At 65.9% G+C, this 17,770-nt stretch carries 18 protein-coding genes and 1 riboswitch; of the genes, 5 read left to right on the forward strand and 13 right to left on the reverse strand.

Annotated features, from left to right (window positions below):
• Nucleotides 1–101: 101 nt before the first annotated feature.
• Together ACTPOI_RS22585 and ACTPOI_RS22590 are read right to left on the reverse strand one after the other, a co-directional pair.
• Entirely contained in the window at nt 102–494 is a 393-nt protein-coding gene (locus ACTPOI_RS22585) for a DUF2917 domain-containing protein (RefSeq protein ID WP_440113071.1), read from the reverse strand.
• Nucleotides 495–599: 105 nt separating this feature from the next.
• On the reverse strand, nt 600–1,175 hold the full coding sequence (locus ACTPOI_RS22590; protein WP_440113074.1) for a DUF2917 domain-containing protein: 576 nt from the start codon (nt 1,173–1,175) through the stop codon (nt 600–602).
• Between the two features lie 136 nt (nt 1,176–1,311).
• Here ACTPOI_RS22590 and ACTPOI_RS22595 point away from each other — a divergent pair, with 136 nt between their 5' ends.
• On the forward strand, nt 1,312–2,313 hold the full coding sequence (locus tag ACTPOI_RS22595) for a LysR substrate-binding domain-containing protein (protein WP_094291639.1): 1,002 nt from the start codon (nt 1,312–1,314) through the stop codon (nt 2,311–2,313).
• Between the two features lie 104 nt (nt 2,314–2,417).
• On the opposite strand, the gene tyrS is transcribed toward ACTPOI_RS22595, so the two are convergent.
• Nucleotides 2,418–3,650: a tyrosine--tRNA ligase gene (gene tyrS, locus ACTPOI_RS22600; RefSeq protein WP_440113077.1), complete on the reverse strand. Its 1,233-nt coding sequence runs from the start codon at nt 3,648–3,650 to the stop codon at nt 2,418–2,420.
• A gap of 203 nt (nt 3,651–3,853) precedes the next feature.
• Here tyrS and ACTPOI_RS22605 point away from each other — a divergent pair, with 203 nt between their 5' ends.
• Together ACTPOI_RS22605 and ACTPOI_RS22610 are read left to right on the forward strand one after the other, a co-directional pair.
• Nucleotides 3,854–5,224 carry a peptidoglycan DD-metalloendopeptidase family protein gene (locus ACTPOI_RS22605; RefSeq protein WP_440113080.1) on the forward strand — a complete coding sequence of 457 codons (1,371 nt, stop codon included), beginning with the start codon at nt 3,854–3,856 and terminating at the stop codon, nt 5,222–5,224.
• A gap of 37 nt (nt 5,225–5,261) precedes the next feature.
• Nucleotides 5,262–6,371, forward strand: a complete 1,110-nt coding sequence (locus tag ACTPOI_RS22610) for an anhydro-N-acetylmuramic acid kinase (protein ID WP_440113083.1) — start codon at nt 5,262–5,264, stop codon at nt 6,369–6,371.
• Nucleotides 6,372–6,471: 100 nt separating this feature from the next.
• Here the strand turns inward: ACTPOI_RS22610 and erpA are convergent, their stop codons facing one another.
• From erpA to ACTPOI_RS22640, 6 genes are all read right to left on the reverse strand, one after another.
• Nucleotides 6,472–6,837 carry an iron-sulfur cluster insertion protein ErpA gene (erpA, locus tag ACTPOI_RS22615; protein WP_056414289.1) on the reverse strand — a complete coding sequence of 122 codons (366 nt, stop codon included), beginning with the start codon at nt 6,835–6,837 and terminating at the stop codon, nt 6,472–6,474.
• Nucleotides 6,838–6,897: 60 nt separating this feature from the next.
• A complete protein-coding gene (locus tag ACTPOI_RS22620) occupies nt 6,898–7,296 on the reverse strand; it encodes a bactofilin family protein (RefSeq protein WP_094291643.1) in 399 nt (132 codons plus the stop codon).
• Nucleotides 7,297–7,490: 194 nt separating this feature from the next.
• Nucleotides 7,491–8,201: a DUF6776 family protein gene (locus tag ACTPOI_RS22625; protein WP_063461957.1), complete on the reverse strand. Its 711-nt coding sequence runs from the start codon at nt 8,199–8,201 to the stop codon at nt 7,491–7,493.
• Between the two features lie 155 nt (nt 8,202–8,356).
• Complete coding sequence (rpsI, locus tag ACTPOI_RS22630; protein WP_011804080.1) at nt 8,357–8,749, reverse strand: 30S ribosomal protein S9; 393 nt, start codon at nt 8,747–8,749, stop codon at nt 8,357–8,359.
• A gap of 11 nt (nt 8,750–8,760) precedes the next feature.
• The gene (rplM, locus tag ACTPOI_RS22635) at nt 8,761–9,192 is read right to left on the reverse strand and encodes a 50S ribosomal protein L13 (protein WP_026437700.1); all 432 of its coding nucleotides are present in this window, start codon (nt 9,190–9,192) and stop codon (nt 8,761–8,763) included.
• Between the two features lie 204 nt (nt 9,193–9,396).
• Nucleotides 9,397–11,352 carry a serine/threonine protein kinase gene (locus tag ACTPOI_RS22640; protein WP_440113090.1) on the reverse strand — a complete coding sequence of 652 codons (1,956 nt, stop codon included), beginning with the start codon at nt 11,350–11,352 and terminating at the stop codon, nt 9,397–9,399.
• 287 nt (nt 11,353–11,639) lie between these two features.
• On the opposite strand from ACTPOI_RS22640, the gene ACTPOI_RS22645 reads away from it, so the two are divergent.
• Nucleotides 11,640–12,527: a 23S rRNA (adenine(2030)-N(6))-methyltransferase RlmJ gene (locus ACTPOI_RS22645; RefSeq protein WP_252659824.1), complete on the forward strand. Its 888-nt coding sequence runs from the start codon at nt 11,640–11,642 to the stop codon at nt 12,525–12,527.
• A 74-nt stretch (nt 12,528–12,601) separates the two neighbouring features.
• On the opposite strand, the gene ACTPOI_RS22650 is transcribed toward ACTPOI_RS22645, so the two are convergent.
• From ACTPOI_RS22650 to ahcY, 4 genes are all read right to left on the reverse strand, one after another.
• Nucleotides 12,602–13,078: a septal ring lytic transglycosylase RlpA family protein gene (locus ACTPOI_RS22650; RefSeq protein WP_440113212.1), complete on the reverse strand. Its 477-nt coding sequence runs from the start codon at nt 13,076–13,078 to the stop codon at nt 12,602–12,604.
• Between the two features lie 95 nt (nt 13,079–13,173).
• Nucleotides 13,174–14,025, reverse strand: coding sequence for a methylenetetrahydrofolate reductase [NAD(P)H] (metF, locus tag ACTPOI_RS22655; protein WP_094291648.1), 852 nt, complete (start codon nt 14,023–14,025; stop codon nt 13,174–13,176).
• Complete coding sequence (locus ACTPOI_RS22660; protein ID WP_440113095.1) at nt 14,022–15,020, reverse strand: TlyA family RNA methyltransferase; 999 nt, start codon at nt 15,018–15,020, stop codon at nt 14,022–14,024. Before ACTPOI_RS22660 ends, metF begins: the two co-directional genes overlap by 4 nt.
• Nucleotides 15,021–15,187: 167 nt before the next feature.
• Nucleotides 15,188–16,624 carry an adenosylhomocysteinase gene (gene ahcY, locus ACTPOI_RS22665; protein ID WP_440113098.1) on the reverse strand — a complete coding sequence of 479 codons (1,437 nt, stop codon included), beginning with the start codon at nt 16,622–16,624 and terminating at the stop codon, nt 15,188–15,190.
• Between the two features lie 68 nt (nt 16,625–16,692).
• Nucleotides 16,693–16,772, reverse strand: a riboswitch (S-adenosyl-L-homocysteine riboswitch).
• Between the two features lie 188 nt (nt 16,773–16,960).
• On the opposite strand from ahcY, the gene ACTPOI_RS22670 reads away from it, so the two are divergent.
• Nucleotides 16,961–17,737, forward strand: coding sequence for an SDR family oxidoreductase (locus ACTPOI_RS22670; RefSeq protein WP_440113100.1), 777 nt, complete (start codon nt 16,961–16,963; stop codon nt 17,735–17,737).
• Nucleotides 17,738–17,770 lie beyond the last annotated feature (33 nt).

Below are 17,770 nucleotides of genomic sequence, written 5' to 3' on the forward strand. Positions count from 1 at the left end.
TGGTGGGGTGATGTCCCAGGCGCTGAGCTCTTTCTGAAAGAGGCTGCAAGAAACGGCCAGGGCCACCAGCCCATCGCTGATCGCCCCCTTTTCACAAAGACTCAGGCGCAGCAGGCGTCGCTGGCCACCGCCACCGACGGGCTGCCAAAAGCCGCGCGGCGCCACCAGGGGGTGGCGGTGCTGGCCACGTCCACCGGCGTGCGCGTGAAGCGGTATTGCAGGCGCTGCTGGCCCACGGGCTCGACCACGGCGTGTTGGCCGGCGGCCACCCACAAAGTCTGGCCGGCGTGCAGGAACACGTCGCCAGCTTCGGCGCCGGTGCCGTAGGGGCCCGCATCCAGCGTGACCCAGGCCTGGCCTTCGGCAATGCGCAGGGCCATGGGCGCGCGGGGTGTGAGGCTGAGGGCCTTGCCTGGCAGCAAGGTGCTGACACCGTGGGCGGCAGCAGCCGTGGCAGCGGTGGAAAAGAACTTGAAAATCTGCGAGGTGGTCATATGAATCTCCGGGTTTACCCTTGATGGACTCTATGGTGCTCTGTGCTAGCCGCAGCGTCCAATGAAAAGGAATGCACCAATTGATGCTCTTCTTGCATGTCGGTCTCAAGCGGGCTTGCTTTCGCGTGGTGCCGCTATCCGAATGAGAGCAAAGCGGGCGATTCCGAGCACCAGACGCCCTCCGGCGCCGATCGCCTGGCCCCCCGCCAGCCCCACGGCGCGCCCACCCTGGGCGAGTGCCTGCACCAGGTCGCGCAGGGGCTGGACCACGCCACATTCCCATTCGGCACCGGGCCGCAGGGCACACCGGCCTTGCGCGGGCACCGGGGCAGGGGCGCCATGCCAATGGAAAGCCACGTCCTCGCCGGGCGAGCCCGCCGGGGTCCAGACCTCCATCACCACATGCTGGCCCGCTGCGATGTCGAGGCGGTCACCGGCTTGCAGCAGGTGGTCGGCCACGCCAAGGAACAAATCTGCGGGCATGTCGGCCGGCTGGTGGCGGGGCAAGGCCCCGCTCAGCGTGAGCCAGACCCGGCCCCGGGCAATCTCCAGCACGCTGCGCTCGCGCGGGTGCAGCGACAGGGCGCGGCCGGGGGTCAGTTTCCAGCAACCGGCCGCAGAACGGCCAGCCACGGCGGCTTGCACGGATTGTTGCGATTCCAGAACGTTGCGGGCAGACATGACAGGCTCCTTAGAGTGGGAAAACAGGTGTTTTGGAGCATGAATAGTGATCCTTTCGCCACACACAGTCCAATGAAAACGCGGTACGCTATTCATTCCATCAACGCATGAATCAATACTCTCCGGGAGCCCTGCCATGGCCTCAGCCGAATACTCCCCCGCTGTCCTGCGCACCCGTCCGGTGGCCATGGGCCACTGGCGCGCCTTTCTGGCCGTGGCGCGGCACCTGAACTTCCGCGCTGCGGCCGACGAGCTGGCGCTCACCCAGTCGGCCGTGAGCCGCCAGATCCAGGCGCTGGAAGAAGAAGTGGGCGTGCCCCTGTTCCTGCGCCACACGCGCGCGGTGGAGCTGACCAGCGCGGGCGCGCAACTGCAGCGCGCGGTGGGCCCGGCGCTGGAGCGCATGGACGCTGCCGTGCGCCTGGTGCGCCAGACGGCCGGGCGCCGCAGCGTGGCCATCACCACCTGGGCCAGCTTTGCGTCGATGTGGCTGATTCCGCGCATGGAGGAGTTCCAGCGCGACAACCCGGGTATCGACATCCGCATTGATGCGAGCGACGTGCAGGTCGATCTGGAAACCTCGGACGTGGACCTGGCATTGCGCTATGCCATGCCCGCCGGGGCCACGCAGGGCGGCATCCGCCTGTTTGGCGAGCAACTGGCCGTGGTGGCCAGCCCCTGGCTGCTCAAGAGCGGCAAACCGCTGCGCACCCCCGCCGATGTAGCGCAGTTCACCCTGATCGAGGCGGGCGACGCCCATCGCACACACTATCTGGAATATCTGAGCTGGCGCCGCTGGTTCGACACCCGCGACCTGACCAAACTGCAGCCTGAGCGCTGGCTCTACTTCAACTACGCCCACCAGATCGTGCAGGCCGCGCTGGCGGGCCAGGGGCTGGCACTGGCCCGCATGCCGCTGATTGCCGATGCCCTGGCTGCGGGCGACCTGGTGGAAGTGCTGCCCGGCCACCGCATCGACTCGCCACTGTCCTATTGGCTGATGGTGGGGCCGCGCAGCGTCAATCGGCCAGAGATCAAGGCCTTCTGCGCCTGGCTGCAGGTGCAGGCCGAGGCCACCCGCCAGGCGATTGGTGATGTGCCCGACCCGGATTTGAACGACAACCTGGACGGGGCCTGAAAAGAAAAAAGCGCCGGCCTGTACAGGCTCGGCGCTTTTGCTTCTATTTTTATAGCAATTATCACTTATCCAGCGGGCGGCGAAGGCCCATTCAGCTCAATAAATCAGGCCAATGTGACCCGTGCGAACTTGCGTTTGCCCACTTGCACCACGTAGGTGCCAGCGGCCAGCTTCAGGCCCTTGTCGCTGACCACACTGCCATCCACACGCACACCGCCGCCGTCGATCAGGCGGTTGGCCTCGCTGCCCGAGGGCGCCAGGTTGGCCTGCTTGAGCAGAGCGCCAATGCCCAGTGGTGCGCCGGACAGGCTCACCTCGGGGATTTCATCGGGCACGCCGCCCTTGCTGCGGTTGATGAAGTCCTGCTCAGCAGCGTCGGCGGCGGCCGCGCTGTGGAAGCGCGTGGTGATTTCCTTGGCCAGCATCACCTTGGCGTCCTTGGGGTTGCGCCCGCCCTCCACCTCGGCCTTGAGCGCGGCGATCTCGGCCAGGCTCTTGAACGACAGCAGGGTGAACCAGTCCCACATCAGGGTGTCGCTGATCGACAGCACCTTGGCAAACATGGTGTTCGCGTCTTCGGCAATGCCGATGTAGTTGTTCTTGGACTTGGACATCTTGTCCACGCCATCGAGCCCCACCAGCAGCGGCATGGTGAGCACACACTGCGGCTCCTGGCCGTATTCCTGCTGCAGGTGGCGACCCATGAGCAGGTTGAACTTCTGGTCCGTGCCGCCCAGCTCCAGGTCGCTCTTCAAAGCCACCGAGTCGTAACCCTGCATCAGCGGGTACAAGAATTCGTGCACTGAAATGGACTGGCCGGTGGTGAAGCGCTTGTGGAAGTCGTCGCGCTCCATCATGCGTGCCACTGTGTACTTGGCGGCCAGCTGGATCATCCCGGTGGCGCCCAGGGGTTCGCTCCATTCGCTGTTGTAGCGGATCTCGGTGCGGGCCGGGTCCAGCACCAGGCTGGCCTGCTTGTAGTAGGTCTCGGCATTCACCTTGATCTGCTCGGGCGTGAGCGGCGGGCGCGTGCTGTTGCGGCCCGAGGGGTCGCCGATCAGGCTGGTGAAGTCGCCGATCAAGAAGATGACCTGGTGGCCCAGATCTTGCAATTGCCGCATCTTGTTCAGCACCACCGTGTGGCCGATGTGGATGTCGGGGGCCGTGGGGTCCAGACCCAGCTTGATGCGCAGCGGCTGGCCCGTGGCCTCCGAGCGCGCCAGCTTCTTGACCCATTCGTCCTGTGGCAGCAGTTCTTGCACGCCGCGCAGCGAGATTTCGAGGGCCCGTCCTACACCATCGGAGACCGGGGTTGTTGTAACAGCAGATTGATTCATAAGGGTTTTTTGGGATGTCTAGACAGCATGCGCCGCTATACTTCAGCCCACATTGCAGAGGCGGATTCTAGTGGGCCCGCCGTTTCGACCTGTTTTTATCAACCTGTCGGATGGCTGCAGCCTGACAGTCTGTGCTCCTGGCCCTGCCCCGTATTCGCACCGGGGGTGTGCCATGGATCCGCAATCACCCTGGGGATAGACCTTTGATTCACGGCCTCACCACGGTCCGCACCGCCAGCACCGCTTTGCTTGACCGACTGTCCCGCACGATCCAACAACACCCCAAACGCATCACCGCCGCCGTTGCCGCCGTCCTGCTGACGGGTGGTGGTGGCGCCTTCGCTGTGGCTTCCTTCGCGCCCGATCCGGCCGAGCTGCCCGTGCGCATGGTGAGCTACCCCGTCGAATCGCTGGCCGAGAACCTGGTGCTGGGCGAGCTGGACGCCCCGGGCTTCTCGCTGTTCCGCTCCGAGCAGGTGCGCTCCAGCGACACCCCCGAATCCCTGCTGCAGCGCCTGGGCGTGGCCGACCCGGCCGCCGCCGCCTTCATGCGTGGCGATACCCCCGTGCGCCAGAACGTGCTGGGCCGCACCGGCCGCAGCGTGTCGGCCGAGACCACCGACGACCACCGCCTGGTGCGCCTGACCGTGCGCTGGGTGCCGGACGACAGCGGCAACTTCCGCCGCCTGATCGTCGAGCGCACAGGCGACAACAAGTTTGCGACGCGCATCGAAACCGCCAAGATGACGACCAACAGCCGGCTGGCGGGCGGCATCATCCACAGCTCGCTGTTCGCCGCCACCGACGCGTCGAACATCCCCGACGCCGTGGCTGTACAGGTGGCCGAACTGTTCTCGGGCAACATCGATTTCCGTCGCTCGCTGCGCAAGGGCGACCGCTTCTCGGTGGTGTATGAAACCCTGGAAGCCGACGGCGAACCCCTGTCCAGCGGCCGCGTGCTGAGCGCCGAGTTCGTCAACAACGGCAAGACCCACCAGGCTGTGTGGTTCCAGGAGCCCGGCGCCACCAAGGGCGCTTACTACACGCTGGACGGCGAAAGCATGCGCCGCGCCTATCTGGCCTCGCCCGTCGAGTTCTCGCGCGTGACCAGCGGCTTCAAGATGCGCCTGCACCCCATCCTGCAAACCTGGCGCGCCCACCTGGGCACCGACTTTGCAGCCCCCACGGGCACCGCCGTGCGCACGGTGGGCGATGGCGTGGTGGAATTTGCGGGCGTGCAGAACGGTTACGGCAACGTGGTGTTCATCAAGCACCGCAACCAGCATGTCACGGTGTACGCCCACCTGAGCCGCATCGACGTGCGCCAGGGCCAGTCGGTCGAGCAGGGCCAGACCCTGGGCGCCGTGGGCGCCACCGGCTGGGCCACCGGCCCGCACCTGCACTTCGAGTTCCGCGTCAATGGTGTGCACCAGGACCCCATGACCATCGTGGCCCAGAGCGAAGCCGCAGCACCGGTGTCTGCCGCCGCACGCCCTGCGTTTGATCGCCTCGCGGCCAACATGCGTGTTCAGCTGAACGCCGCTGCGCTCATCGAGCAGGCCAGCGCAGACTGATCCCGACTTACCAACGACGCACTCCACCCGTCAGGCCATGTCCGATCTGTACATCGGCCTGATGTCGGGCACCTCGCTCGATGGCATCGACGGGGTGCTGGCCGACTTCTCTGGCCTGCGCATGCGGGTGACGCACCACGCTAGCGCCGCCTTTGCACCCGCATTGCGCGCCGAGTTGCTGGCCCTGAACACCCCCGGCGACAATGAACTGCACCGGGCGGCCCTTGCTGGCAACGCGCTGTCGCGCGCCTATGCCGAGGTGGTGCAGGCACTGCTGCAGCGCAGCGGCCTGCCTGCCCATGCCATCCGCGCCATCGGCGCCCACGGGCAAACCGTGCGCCACCGCCCCCAGGAATTCGACGGCACGGGCTACACCCTGCAGTTGCTCAACCCCGCCCTGCTCGCCGAGCGGACCGGCATCACCGTGGTGGCCGACCTGCGCAGCCGCGACGTGGCAGCGGGCGGCCAGGGTGCGCCGCTGGTGCCCGCCTTCCACCAGGGCATCTTCGGGCGCCCGGACGAAACAGTGCTGGTGCTGAACATTGGCGGCATCTCCAACCTCAGCGTGCTCGGCGCGGACGGCTGCGTGCTGGGGTTTGATTGCGGCCCTGGCAATGCGCTGATGGACCATTGGTGCCAGCTGCACACTGGCCAGCCTTTCGACAGGGACGGCGCCTGGGCCGCCACCGGGCAGGTGCTGCCCGGCCTGCTGACATCGCTGATGCAGGAGCCTTTTCTGCACAAGCCGCCACCCAAAAGCACGGGGCGCGACCTGTTCAACCCCCCCTGGCTGGCCACCCACCTGGAGCCCTTCGGGCACGCCAATCCCGCCGACGTGCAGGCCACATTGACAGAATTCACTGCTACCGCCTGCTCAGCATGCGTTGATAGCTACAAAATAGATAGCGAAATCCTGGCGGTGTGTGGGGGTGGTGCGCTCAACGCCCAGCTGATGCGCCGCCTGCAGGCCCTGTGCCCTACGCTGCAGGTCGTGGCCACCGATGCCCTGGGGCTGCCCGCGCTGCAGGTCGAAGCCGCCGCCTTTGCCTGGCTGGCGCGCCAGGCAATGCACCAGGCCCCTGGCAACCTGCCCAGCGTGACCGGCGCAGCGGGCGCACGCGTGCTGGGCGCGGTGTACCCGGCCTGAGCGCAGCAGCGAAGCCCCCCACCATGAAAAAACCGCCCGAAGGCGGTTTTTGTCTTTGGTGCATCCAGGGCATCGGCCTCCCAGCCCGCCCTAAGGCCTATCAGGCCGAGAAGCTGGAGCCGCACCCGCAGGTGGTGGTGGCGTTGGGGTTCTTGATCACAAACTGGGCGCCCTGCAGGTCTTCCTTGTAGTCGATCTCGGCACCGACCAGGTACTGGTAGCTCATCGCATCGATCAGCAGCGACACGCCATTCTTGGTCATGGTGGTATCGTCTTCGTTGGTGATTTCGTCAAACGTGAAGCCGTACTGGAAGCCGGAGCAACCACCACCCTGCACAAACACGCGCAGCTTCAGGTCAGGGTTGCCTTCTTCGGCAATCAGGTCCGCCACCTTGGCCGCAGCACTGTCGGTGAAGAGGATCGGGGCGGGCATTTCGGTCTGGATGTTGTCGGCAACGGCGCTCATGGGGTACTCCGGGTTCGGTATTTGGGGTTAATACTACTGCAAACCGCTCGGGAATTCAGATCACGGATTGTTTGACGCCAACTTCAGTGGGGGCTTTTCCTCGACCAGCACGGCCGTCGGGAACAACTGCCCGGCAATCACAGCGCCCTGGTGCATCTCTAGCGCCCTGTAGTGCACGTTGCCAGTGATCTGCGCCTTGGGCTGCAGCTCCAGCAGCTCACCCGCATGCACGGGACCCAGCACCTGGCCGTTGATGATCACGTGGTCGGCATGCACAGCCCCCTCCACCCGCGCGGTTTCCGAAATCACCAAGATGCTGGGCTGCTCTGCCCCCGCACGGATGTCGCCCACCACTTCACCGTCAATGCGCATGCCCTCGGCAAACAGCACATTGCCTTCGATTTTGGTGCCCTGCGCAACCAGGCTCTTGATGGGGGGCTGCTTCTTACGCGAAAACATGGGCAGGACTCCTGAAAAAGCGCGCAGGCCGGACGGCCCACATGCGGATGAACGAGAAAACCGAAGCTATTGGCTGGCACCACCCTACGCACCCTGCACAGGGTCACTGGCACACCTGAGGCGGGAGCACGGCGGGCCCCACCGGTTGCGACAGTGGCGCGGGGCCACCGGCGAAGGCCGCCACCCTTTGTCTCTTACTCGATGGCCATGGTCTGCGTGGTGCGGACGGTGGCGCCATCCAGCACGCGCGCGGTCACGGTTTTTACCACGGCATGGGGCGGCAGATCGAGGACACCCTCCATGCGGCGGTACTGCTTGACCTGCAAGGGCTGCCCCTGGGGCGGCAGGGTCTGGGTCCAGGGCTTCCCATCCTGGGTGCCTGCCAGCACCAGCTCCAGGCGGCCATTGAACTCGGGCGCATTGCGGGCCGCCTGGATGACCAGCACCTGCCAGCGCAGCTGCATCCCGCCCAGCACCTCGGCCTGCAGGGCACGGATCGCCAGGCCATCGGTCTTGGCTGCCGGGATCAGTTTTTCAAAAAAACCCAAATCCTCACGCAGCGTCCGGTTGTCAGCCTCCAGCTGGCGCACCTGGGCCATCAGGCTCTCTTTGGCGGCGCGTTCGGTGGCCAGCAGGCTCTCGGCGGTCAATGCCACCGTTTGCCGCTCCTGGCCCTCATCGCGCAGGCGGGTGATTTCGGCCTTCATCTGGTGCACCTCATCACGCGATACGGTGTCCAGCCCGGCGATGGATTTGCCGAACTCGAACGCCCAAAGCGCGACTGCCGCACAAAAGCCCAGCACCACCGCCAGCGCCAGCCAGCGAAAGGGCCAGGGCAAGGCGCTGCGGATGGCCACCCGGGGGGCACTGATGGTCAGCCGACGGCGCAGCAGGCGAAAGCGCATAGGGTCAACAGGCGTGTCTTGGACATACAGCCCCCAAAAGAAAAGAGCGCACCATAAACGAAAAAACCGCCCGAAGGCGGTTTTTCTCTGTAAAGCACCCCGGGGATGCTTTGCAGCAGATGCCGCACAGGGCGGCATCCCGGCAGGGCCAAGGTTTAACGCTTGGAGAACTGCTTGGCGCGGCGTGCAGAGTGCAGACCGACCTTCTTACGTTCGACTTCACGGGCGTCGCGGGTCACGAAGCCAGCTTGGCTCAGTGCGGGCTTGAGCGTTGCGTCGTAGTCGATCAGGGCACGGGTGATACCGTGGCGGGCAGCGCCAGCCTGGCCGGATTCACCGCCACCGTGCACGTTGATCTGGATGTCGAAGGTTTCGACATGGTTGGTCAACGCCAGCGGTTGCTTGGCAATCATGATCGAGGTTTCGCGGCCGAAATACTGCTGAATGTCTTTGCCATTCACAGTGATCTTGCCGGAACCCTTCTTCAGAAACACGCGGGCGACGCTGGACTTGCGACGGCCGGTGCCATTGTTCCATTCACCAATCATCTCAAGGCTCCTTAGATTTCCAGAGCCTTGGGCTGCTGGGCGGTGTGGGGATGCTCTGCACCACCGTACACCTTGAGTTTCTTGATCATTGCGTAACCAAGGGGGCCCTTGGGCAGCATGCCCTTGACAGCCTTTTCCAGCGCGCGGCCGGGGTGCTTGGCTTGCAGGTCGCGGAAGTTCGTGGCCGTGATGCCGCCGGGGTAACCCGAATGGCGGTAGTACACCTTGTCCAGGGACTTGGTGCCGGTGACCTTGAGCTTGGCTGCGTTGATGATGACGATGAAGTCACCGGTATCGACGTGAGGCGTGTAAATGGCCTTGTGTTTGCCGCGCAAACGGAGAGCAACTTCGCTGGCTACTCGTCCGAGGACCTTGTCGGTCGCGTCAATCACAAACCACTCGTGCACGACCTCAGCGGGCTTTGCGCTGAAAGTAGTTGTCATGAGTTTTCTCTTGGAAAGAGGGTTTGGCGGGTCCTTTTCCACGGTCGGTGCTCCTCTTTCGGAAGCCTCTTAGGTGGCGCTTGATCTTCGCCGCGGGACCACAAAAGCGCTGCGAAGCCCTCGATTATACGAATTAGTCTCTTGTGAGCGCAAGCGACGGGCCCGGGGTGACCCGGACACCCGCCAAAAACCCGCCAAGCCCAGTCAATTGGGCGTCTGGCGGCGACGCTGTTCCTCGGCTTCGTAGCGGCGGCGGTTTTCCACGCAGATGGGCTGCCCGGCCTGCGACGGCTTCTGGCATTCCTGGTGGATGCACATGGGGCGCGACAGGAAGTTGGCGTCGGCACAGGCCTCCTGGGGCGATGGAACGCGTGGCGGCGGTGGCCTGGGCTTGGGCTCGGCCACCACGGGCGGCGGCGGCGGTGGCTCAGGCTCCTCGCGCACCACGATGGGCGTCGGCACGGGCTCCGGCGCGGTGCGCTTGGCTGTGCGGGGTGCCCCCCGGGGCGCCGATGCCGCGGCAGAGGCGGGGGATGCAGCAGACGCCGCTGCAGCCGCACCTGCCGCCGCCAGGCCGGCCGGACTGGAAGCCCCTTCCATGGCAGCGGCGGCAGTTTCTGTGAGAACAACCTCTGCCGAAGCGGGCGCCGCAGGCGGTGCGGGCGGCTCGGCCATCTCGGTAATGATGTCGTCGTGGGGCGCCTTGTTGCCCTGCATCCACCGCAGGCCGGCCGCAGAGGCCACCACCACCAGCACGGCCACCACCAGCCCCGCGACCAGGGGTGACCGCCGCTTGGATCTGGCGGTTTTGCCCGCAGCGCGCACAGTGTCGCGCTCCAGCGGCAGGGCACGCGGCTCGCCCCCATGTCGGCGGTGGTGGGCTGCACCCTCATGGCGCGAATCATCGGCCGCCACGGTGTCGCCTGCGTCGATGAACACCGTGTCCCCCGGGTCGGCAAACACGGTGTCGGGGCCGCCCAGCATGACCGTGTCGGCGCCCGGATCCGTCGCGGGACGGCCCACGCCGCTGTCCACCACTACGGGGGCCGCCGCTTCGGAGGTCTCTGCGCGTTTCGCCTGGGCCTGCATCTCGGCCACGATGCGCGGTGCTGAGGTCACATCCACCGTGGGCGTGAGCAAGCCGGGGCCGGGCTGGTCGGCAGGCTCCACCCAGATGTCGCCCAGTTCGGCGCGGAAATCAAAATGCTGGACATCGTCCGGCGGCGAAGTCATCTCCATGGCCTGGAGAAAAGCGTCAATGCTCTGCGGCCGGTCTTCGGGCCGCAGTGCCAGTGCTTGCGCAATCGCGGCCACAAATGGCGCCGAATACTCCACGCCAAACTGCCGCTTGACGGTCTTGGCGATGCGGGGGAACGACACCATGCGGTCGCGGATGGAGCGCAGCGTGGCAGGCAGCGGGGTGTCGTTGGCCAGGCAGCCGTGCATCACGGCCGCCAGCGAATAAAGGTCACTCCACGGCCCCTGGCGCAGCTCCTCGTCGCCGTCGGAATACTGCTCGATCGGTGCGTAGTTCACCTTGAGCACGGCCGTGTGTTTGCGGTCCTGGTCATTGATCGCGTGCCGGGCCGCGCCCAGGTCCAGCAGCACCGGCGGGCCGTTGTCCTGCAAAAAGATGTTGTCAGGCGATATATCGCGGTGCAGCGTGTTCCCGTCGTGCAGCACCCGCAGAGCGTCCAGCACCGACCACAGCAGCTTGCGCAGCCAGGCTTCGGGCGGGGGCGTGCGCATCTGCGCCCGTGCCTGCTTGAAGGTCATGCCACTGTAGAGCGGCATCACCATATAGGCTGTGTTGTTGGCCTCCCAAAACCGGAACACCTTGACCAGCGACGGGTGGTCAAACTGGGCCAGCAGGCGCGCTTCGCCCACAAACGAGGCAAGGCCGGCTTGGAAAGTCTGCTGGTCGGACGAGGACCGCACCCACAGCGACTGCCCTTCGGAGCGCCCGGCCAGGGCCGAGGGCATGTATTCCTTGATGGCCACCGCCCGGTGCAAGGAGTGGTCGAACGCCTTGTAGACCATGCCAAACCCCCCCACCCCGAGGAGCGCCAGGATCTCGAATTCGGCCAGCCGGGAGCCGGGGGGCAGCGCATCGACATGGCTGACTCCAGTGGCAGGGGCTTGGCGGAGGCTTTCGGTCATGGTCAAAGGACGTGGCGTGCTTGCGGTGTCGAAGGCGGTTCAAGAGCGCAACGGAGCGCCAGCACCGCCGCAGGCGCGATCATGCGGCATGGCAGGGGGCGATTTCGAAACAAATGGCTAACAAATGCCGACCTGTCTGCCAAAAACATCACGCTCGTGGCCAACCGGCGGTTCGGATTGTGCCGTGGCCTGGAAAGATACACCCAAGCAGCCCCCAGGGCACCCCGCCTGGGCGGGTGGCACCACAAAAAAGGCGCACCAAGGGGCGCACTCGTTACCATTGGGCCATGTTCAGTTATCGCCACGCCTTCCACGCGGGCAACCATGCCGATGTGCTCAAGCACACGGTTTTGATTGCCGCCTTGCAACACCTCACCGAGAAAGACGCGGCCCTGACCGTGCTGGACACCCACGCAGGCGCAGGCCTGTACCGGCTGGACGGGGACTACGCCAGCACCAGCGGCGAAGCCGCCGACGGCATCGCCCGCCTGTTTGCCCCCACCACCCCCGCCCTCGCCCCGGCCCTGCAGGCCTATGTGGACATGGTGAACGCCTTCAACCAGGGCAACACCCTGCGGGTCTACCCCGGCTCGCCCTTCATCACCCAGCGCCTGCTGCGCAGCCACGACAAGCTCAAGCTGTTCGAGCTGCACCCCACCGACCTGCGCTCCCTGGCGGGCAATGTCGCCCAGCTGGAGGCAGGCCGCCAGGTGGCCGTGCTGCACGAAGACGGGTTTGAAGGCATCAAGAAATTCTTGCCCCCACCGGCCCGCCGCGCGCTTGTACTGTGCGATCCTAGCTATGAAATCAAGAGCGACTATGCCAAGGTGCTCGACATGGCGGCCGATTCGCTCAAGCGTTTTGCCACGGGCACCTATGCGTTCTGGTACCCGATCATCCCGCGCCCCGAGGCCCATGATCTGCCCCGGCGCCTCAAGACCCTGGCCACCAAGGCGGGCAAAAGCTGGCTGCACGCCACGCTGACCGTCAAGTCCAGCAAGATCACCGAAACGGTCACCGGCGACACCAAGCGCCCCGGCCTGCCCGCCAGCGGCATGTTCCTGATCAACCCGCCCTACACGCTCAAGGCGGCCCTGAAGGCCGCGCTGCCGCAGATGACCGAGCTGCTGGCGCAGGACAAACACGCCACGCACACGCTCGAATCCGGCGGCTGAGGCGCCCCACCCTGCGGTGCTGCGCCGCCCGGCGCCAGCCATGGGCCGTGAACACGCGGGCCAGAATGCCCTCCTCAAGGCGCCGCCGGGCAGTCCTTTTCATCCTCGTCCAGCGCAAACAGCTCCACCGGCTTGAGCCCCAGGCCGATCATGCCCAGGGCCTCGGCTGCGCCACGGCTGAGGTCGATCACCCGGTTGCGGACATGGGGGCCCCGGTCGTTGATGCGCACCACCACCGTGCGCCCCGTGGCCTGGCTGCGCACGCAGACCCGCGAGCCAAACGGCAGCGTGGGATGCGCCGCCGTGAGCGCACGCATGTCAAAACGCTCCCCGCTGGCTGTGCGCCGCCGGTGGAACTGCGCGCCGTACCACGAGGCCAGACCCACCTCGTCGGCCGTAACCAGCCCGAGGGACGAGGCATCTGCCCCCGGGAGCGGGAGCGGCGGTGGCGGCGGGGGGTCGATCAGCATCGCCTCGCCCGGCACCGTCAGGAGGTGGGGGGCCAGCGCATCGGCCTCGGCCGACAGCCCCTGGGCCAGCGCGGGGGCCATCACCAGGGCCCACAACAACCCCACACACGCCGCATGCCCGGCAAGCCCCTGCAGGGACCCACAGCGGGCGGGCAGCGGCAGGCCACCCCAACCCATCAGATCCCCAGGCGGCGACAGATCTCCAGCGTCGCGGCGCTTTGGTTCATGGTGTAGAAGTGCAAGGCGGGCACGCCCGCGCTGCGCAGCTGGTCGCACAGGTCGGTCACCACATCCAGGCCAAAGGCCTTGATGCTGGCCGTGTCATCGCCAAACCCCTGCAGGCGCAGGCGGATCCAGCGCGGGATCTCGGCGCCACACGCGTCGGAAAAGCGCATGAGCTGTGTGGAGCTGCCAATCGGCATGATGCCCGGCACCACAGGCACGTCCGCGCCCAGGCGCTGCGTGTCTTCGACAAAACGGAAGTACGCGTCGCTGTTGTAGAAATACTGGGTGATGGCCGAATCCGCCCCGGCCTGCACCTTGGCCACATAGGCCTTGAGGTCGGCCTCGGGCGAGCGCGCCTGGGGGTGCACCTCGGGGTAGGCCGCCACCTCGATGTGGAAGTCGCGCCCTGTCTCGGCGCGGATGAAGGCCACCAGGTCGCTCGCGTACTGGAACTCGCCACCCGCACCATAGCCGCTGGGCAGGTCGCCGCGAAGCGCCACCAGGCGCTTGACGCCCATGGCCTTGAGCGTGGCGAGCTGCTCGCGCACCGATTGGCGCGTGGCGCCGATGCAGGAGAAGTGCGACGCGGCGCCCACGCCTTCGGCCAGGATTTCGCGCACGGTGCCAAAGGTGCCTTCTTGCGTGGAGCCCCCGGCGCCGTAGGTCACCGAGCAGAAATCCGGGTGCAGCGCATACAGCTGCTGGCGGGCCACGCGCAGCTTGTCGGCGCCTTCGGGCGTCTTGGGCGGGAAGAACTCAAAACTCACAGGGAAACCGGTGCCCTGTGCATTGGCAGCATTCATGCAGCCCTCCTAGCATGGATAAAAAATTCACGGTTGCCGTCGCCGCCCTGGATGGGGCTGTCCAGCCACGCCAGCACGGCCAGGCCCACGGTGGCGCAGCAATCGCGGATGCGTTGTTCGACCACGGCGTACAGAGCCTCGTCGCGCACGATACCGCCCTTGCCCACCTGGCCGGGCTGCAGCTCGAACTGCGGCTTGACCAGCATGACCAGGTCGCCCTGTGGCGCCAGCAGCGGCACCAGCGCGGGCAGCACCAGTGTGAGCGAGATGAACGACAGGTCGCCCGTCACCAGGCCAAATTCGGGCGTGATATCGACATCTTCCCGGTCGGCGCGGCGGCGGCGCTCCACCGGCAGCGTGCCCTGTGCGCGCGCCTTGGCCAGCTCGGCGCGTTCGGCCTTGAAGGCTTCGATGTCCTTTTCCTTGGCATCGTCGCTGTCGTCATAGTCCTCGTCCACCTGGCCGCCGTTGCGCATCCAGCTGTAGGGGGCCTCGGGCTGGGTCTCGTTGTCCTCTTCCAGCTCGATGACTTCCGAGAGCGCCAGATCGCAGGCCTGCTGCAGCGCTTCGGCCGTCAGCGAGCGGGCGTTCACGCCCTCGACACACACCACCCGCGGGTCGTTCCTCAGCCGCTCGTGCAGCTGGTCATGGCCCACATCCACGCCGATCACCTGCGCGGCACCGCGCTGCAGCAGGCAATCGGTGAAGCCGCCGGTGCTCTGCCCCACGTCCAGGCAGCGCAGCCCCTGGACCTTCAGACCCAGGGCATCGAGCGCGCCTTCGAGCTTGAGCCCGCCGCGCGAGATGTACTTGGCCTCGGCACCGTCGAGCAACTGCACCTCGGCAATGGCCGGGATGTCGTCGCCATTCTTGGCCACCTTCTGCCAGGGCGCGAGCGGCGACAGGCGCCATTCGACACCCGACGCAATCAGGCGCTGGGCCTGCGAGCGTGTGGCGGCATGCCCTCGCTCCACCAAAAACACATCTGCGCGCATGGCGCCCATCCTTTTATGATTAAAAACAGCCTCTAGCGCAATACCATCAAGCGCCATAAGCTATCATTTATATAGCACCAACGAGCAGCGACACACTACCGCAGAGGCTGCGATAACAGAAGCGTCAGAACCAAACCGAAAGGGGCTGCGCCCCTTTGGTCCGCCCATCAATACCGGTACGTATCGGGCTTGTAAGGGCCTTGCTTGGGCACGCCGATGTAGGCGGCCTGGTCGTCGCTCAGCTCGGTCAACATGGCGCCCACCTTCTTCAGGTGCAGGCGCGCCACCTTCTCGTCCAGGTGCTTGGGCAACACGTAGACCTTGCCGTTTTCGTAGTAGTCGCTGTGGGTGAACAGCTCGATCTGGGCGATGGTCTGGTTGGCGAACGAGTTGGACATCACGAAGCTGGGGTGGCCCGTGCCGCAGCCCAGGTTCACCAGACGGCCCTTGGCAAGCAGGATGATGCGCTTGCCATCCGGGAAGATCACATGGTCCACCTGGGGCTTGATTTCCTCCCACTGGCAGTGTTCTTCGAGCTTGGCGACCTGGATCTCGTTGTCGAAGTGGCCGATGTTGCAGACGATGGACTGGTCCTTCATCGCAGCCATGTGCTCATAGGTGATCACGTCGCGGTTGCCGGTGGTGGTCACGAAGATGTCGGCCTTGTCGGCCGCCCATTCCATGGTCACAACCTTGAAGCCTTCCATCGCGGCCTGCAGCGCGTTGATGGGGTCGATCTCGGTCACCCACACCTGGGCGCTCAGGGCGCGCAAGGCCTGGGCACTGCCCTTGCCCACGTCGCCGTAGCCGGCCACCACGGCCACCTTGCCGGCGATCATCACGTCGGTAGCGCGCTTGATGCCGTCCACCAGCGACTCACGGCAGCCGTACAGGTTGTCGAACTTGGACTTGGTCACCGAGTCGTTCACGTTGATCGCGCGGAACATCAGCGAGCCCTTGGCCGACATTTCCTTGAGGCGGTGCACGCCGGTGGTGGTCTCTTCAGTCACGCCGATGATCTCGGCGCTCTTGCGGCTGTACCAGGTGCTGTCTTCGGCCAGCTTGGCCTTGATGGCGGCGAACAGGATGCGCTCTTCTTCGCTGCCGGGGTTGGCCAGCACGGACGCATCCTTCTCGGCCTTCTTGCCCAGGTGCATCAGCAGCGTGGCATCGCCGCCGTCGTCCAGGATCAGGTTGGGGCCTTCGCCTGCGGTGCCCTTGGGGCCAAAGTCAAAAATGCGGTGGGTGTAGTCCCAGTATTCGGCCAGGGTCTCGCCCTTGACGGCAAACACGGGCGTGCCGGTGGCAGCGATAGCGGCGGCGGCATGGTCCTGCGTGGAGAAGATGTTGCACGAGGCCCAGCGCACATCGGCGCCCAGAGCTTGCAGCGTTTCGATCAGCACGGCGGTCTGGATCGTCATGTGCAGGCTGCCGGTGATGCGGGCGCCCTTGAGCGACTGCTTGGCCGCGAACTCCTCGCGGATGGCCATCAGGCCGGGCATCTCCGTTTCGGCGATGCGGATCTCTTTGCGGCCCCAATCGGCCAGGCCGATGTCGGCAATGATGCAGTCGGTGTTGACCGGGGCGTTGACGCGTGCGTTCATGGTGGTGTGCTCCAAAGCATGTTTGAAAAACCACTGGTCGGGGGAGTGACAAGGCTCACCACACGAGAAGTGGATGAGCGTCGTTGCTGGGTGACTCCGAGCCTCACGCCCCGCCTGTGCTGGGGGCGCTGCAACGCTCCTCGGATCGGCGGATTATAAAAGCAAGTGCCCGGCGGGGAAACATCCCCGGCTGCGGGTGGGGCCGCCCCGCTCTCACTCGCCCTTGCTCTTTCACGCCGGCAACATGCCAACCACCCATGTCACCTGTGCGGCTGCCGGGGTTGGCGGAGCCCCTGACACTGATGCTCTTTCAAAAGCGCCATCAAGGAGCACAGCATGGACCCCAAGGACAAGGTCGTCATCGTCACCGGCGGCGCCAGCGGCATCGGCCGCAGCATCGCGCGGCGTTTTGCACAGGAGGGCGCACGCGCCGTCGTCGTGGCCGACCTGCACCTGGAACCCGCCCAGGCCGTGGCCGACGAGATCGGGGGCCTGGCCGTGCGCTGCGATGTCTCCAAAGAGGCCGACATCCAGGCCCTGGTGGCCACCACGCGCGAACGCTATGGCCGCGTGGACGCCTACATCTCCAACGCGGGCATCCTGGGCCGCCCGGGCGGCATCGAACTCGAAGACCCGCTGTGGGACGCAATGTGGAACATCCACGGCATGGCCCATGTGTGGGCAGCGCGCGCCGTGGTGCCCGAGATGGTGGAGCGCGGCGAGGGCTTCTTCCTCGTCACAGCCTCGGCCGCCGGGCTGCTGACCATCGTCGAGTCGGCCCCCTATGCTGTGACCAAACACGCGGCCGTGGCCTTTGCCGAGTGGCTGCGCATCGCCTACGGCCGCAAGGGCGTGGGCGTGGCCTGCCTGTGCCCGCAATCGGTGCAGACGGCCATGGTCACGGGCGACGGCGGATCGGCCTCGCACGACGGCATCCTCCCCCCTGAGCAGGTGGCGGGCGACGTGCTGGCCGCCATGCTGGACGGGCGCTTTCTGGTACTGCCCCACCCCGAGGTGGCGCAGTACTTCCGCAACAAGGGGCAGGATTACGAGCGCTGGATCGGCGGCATGCAGAAGATGTACGCCCGCCACACGCAGGCCCCCACTGGCTGAGACCCGCCCCGGGGAATCCAGAATGCCCGCCCG

The sequence above is a fragment of the Acidovorax sp. BL-A-41-H1 genome, from assembly GCF_051942715.1.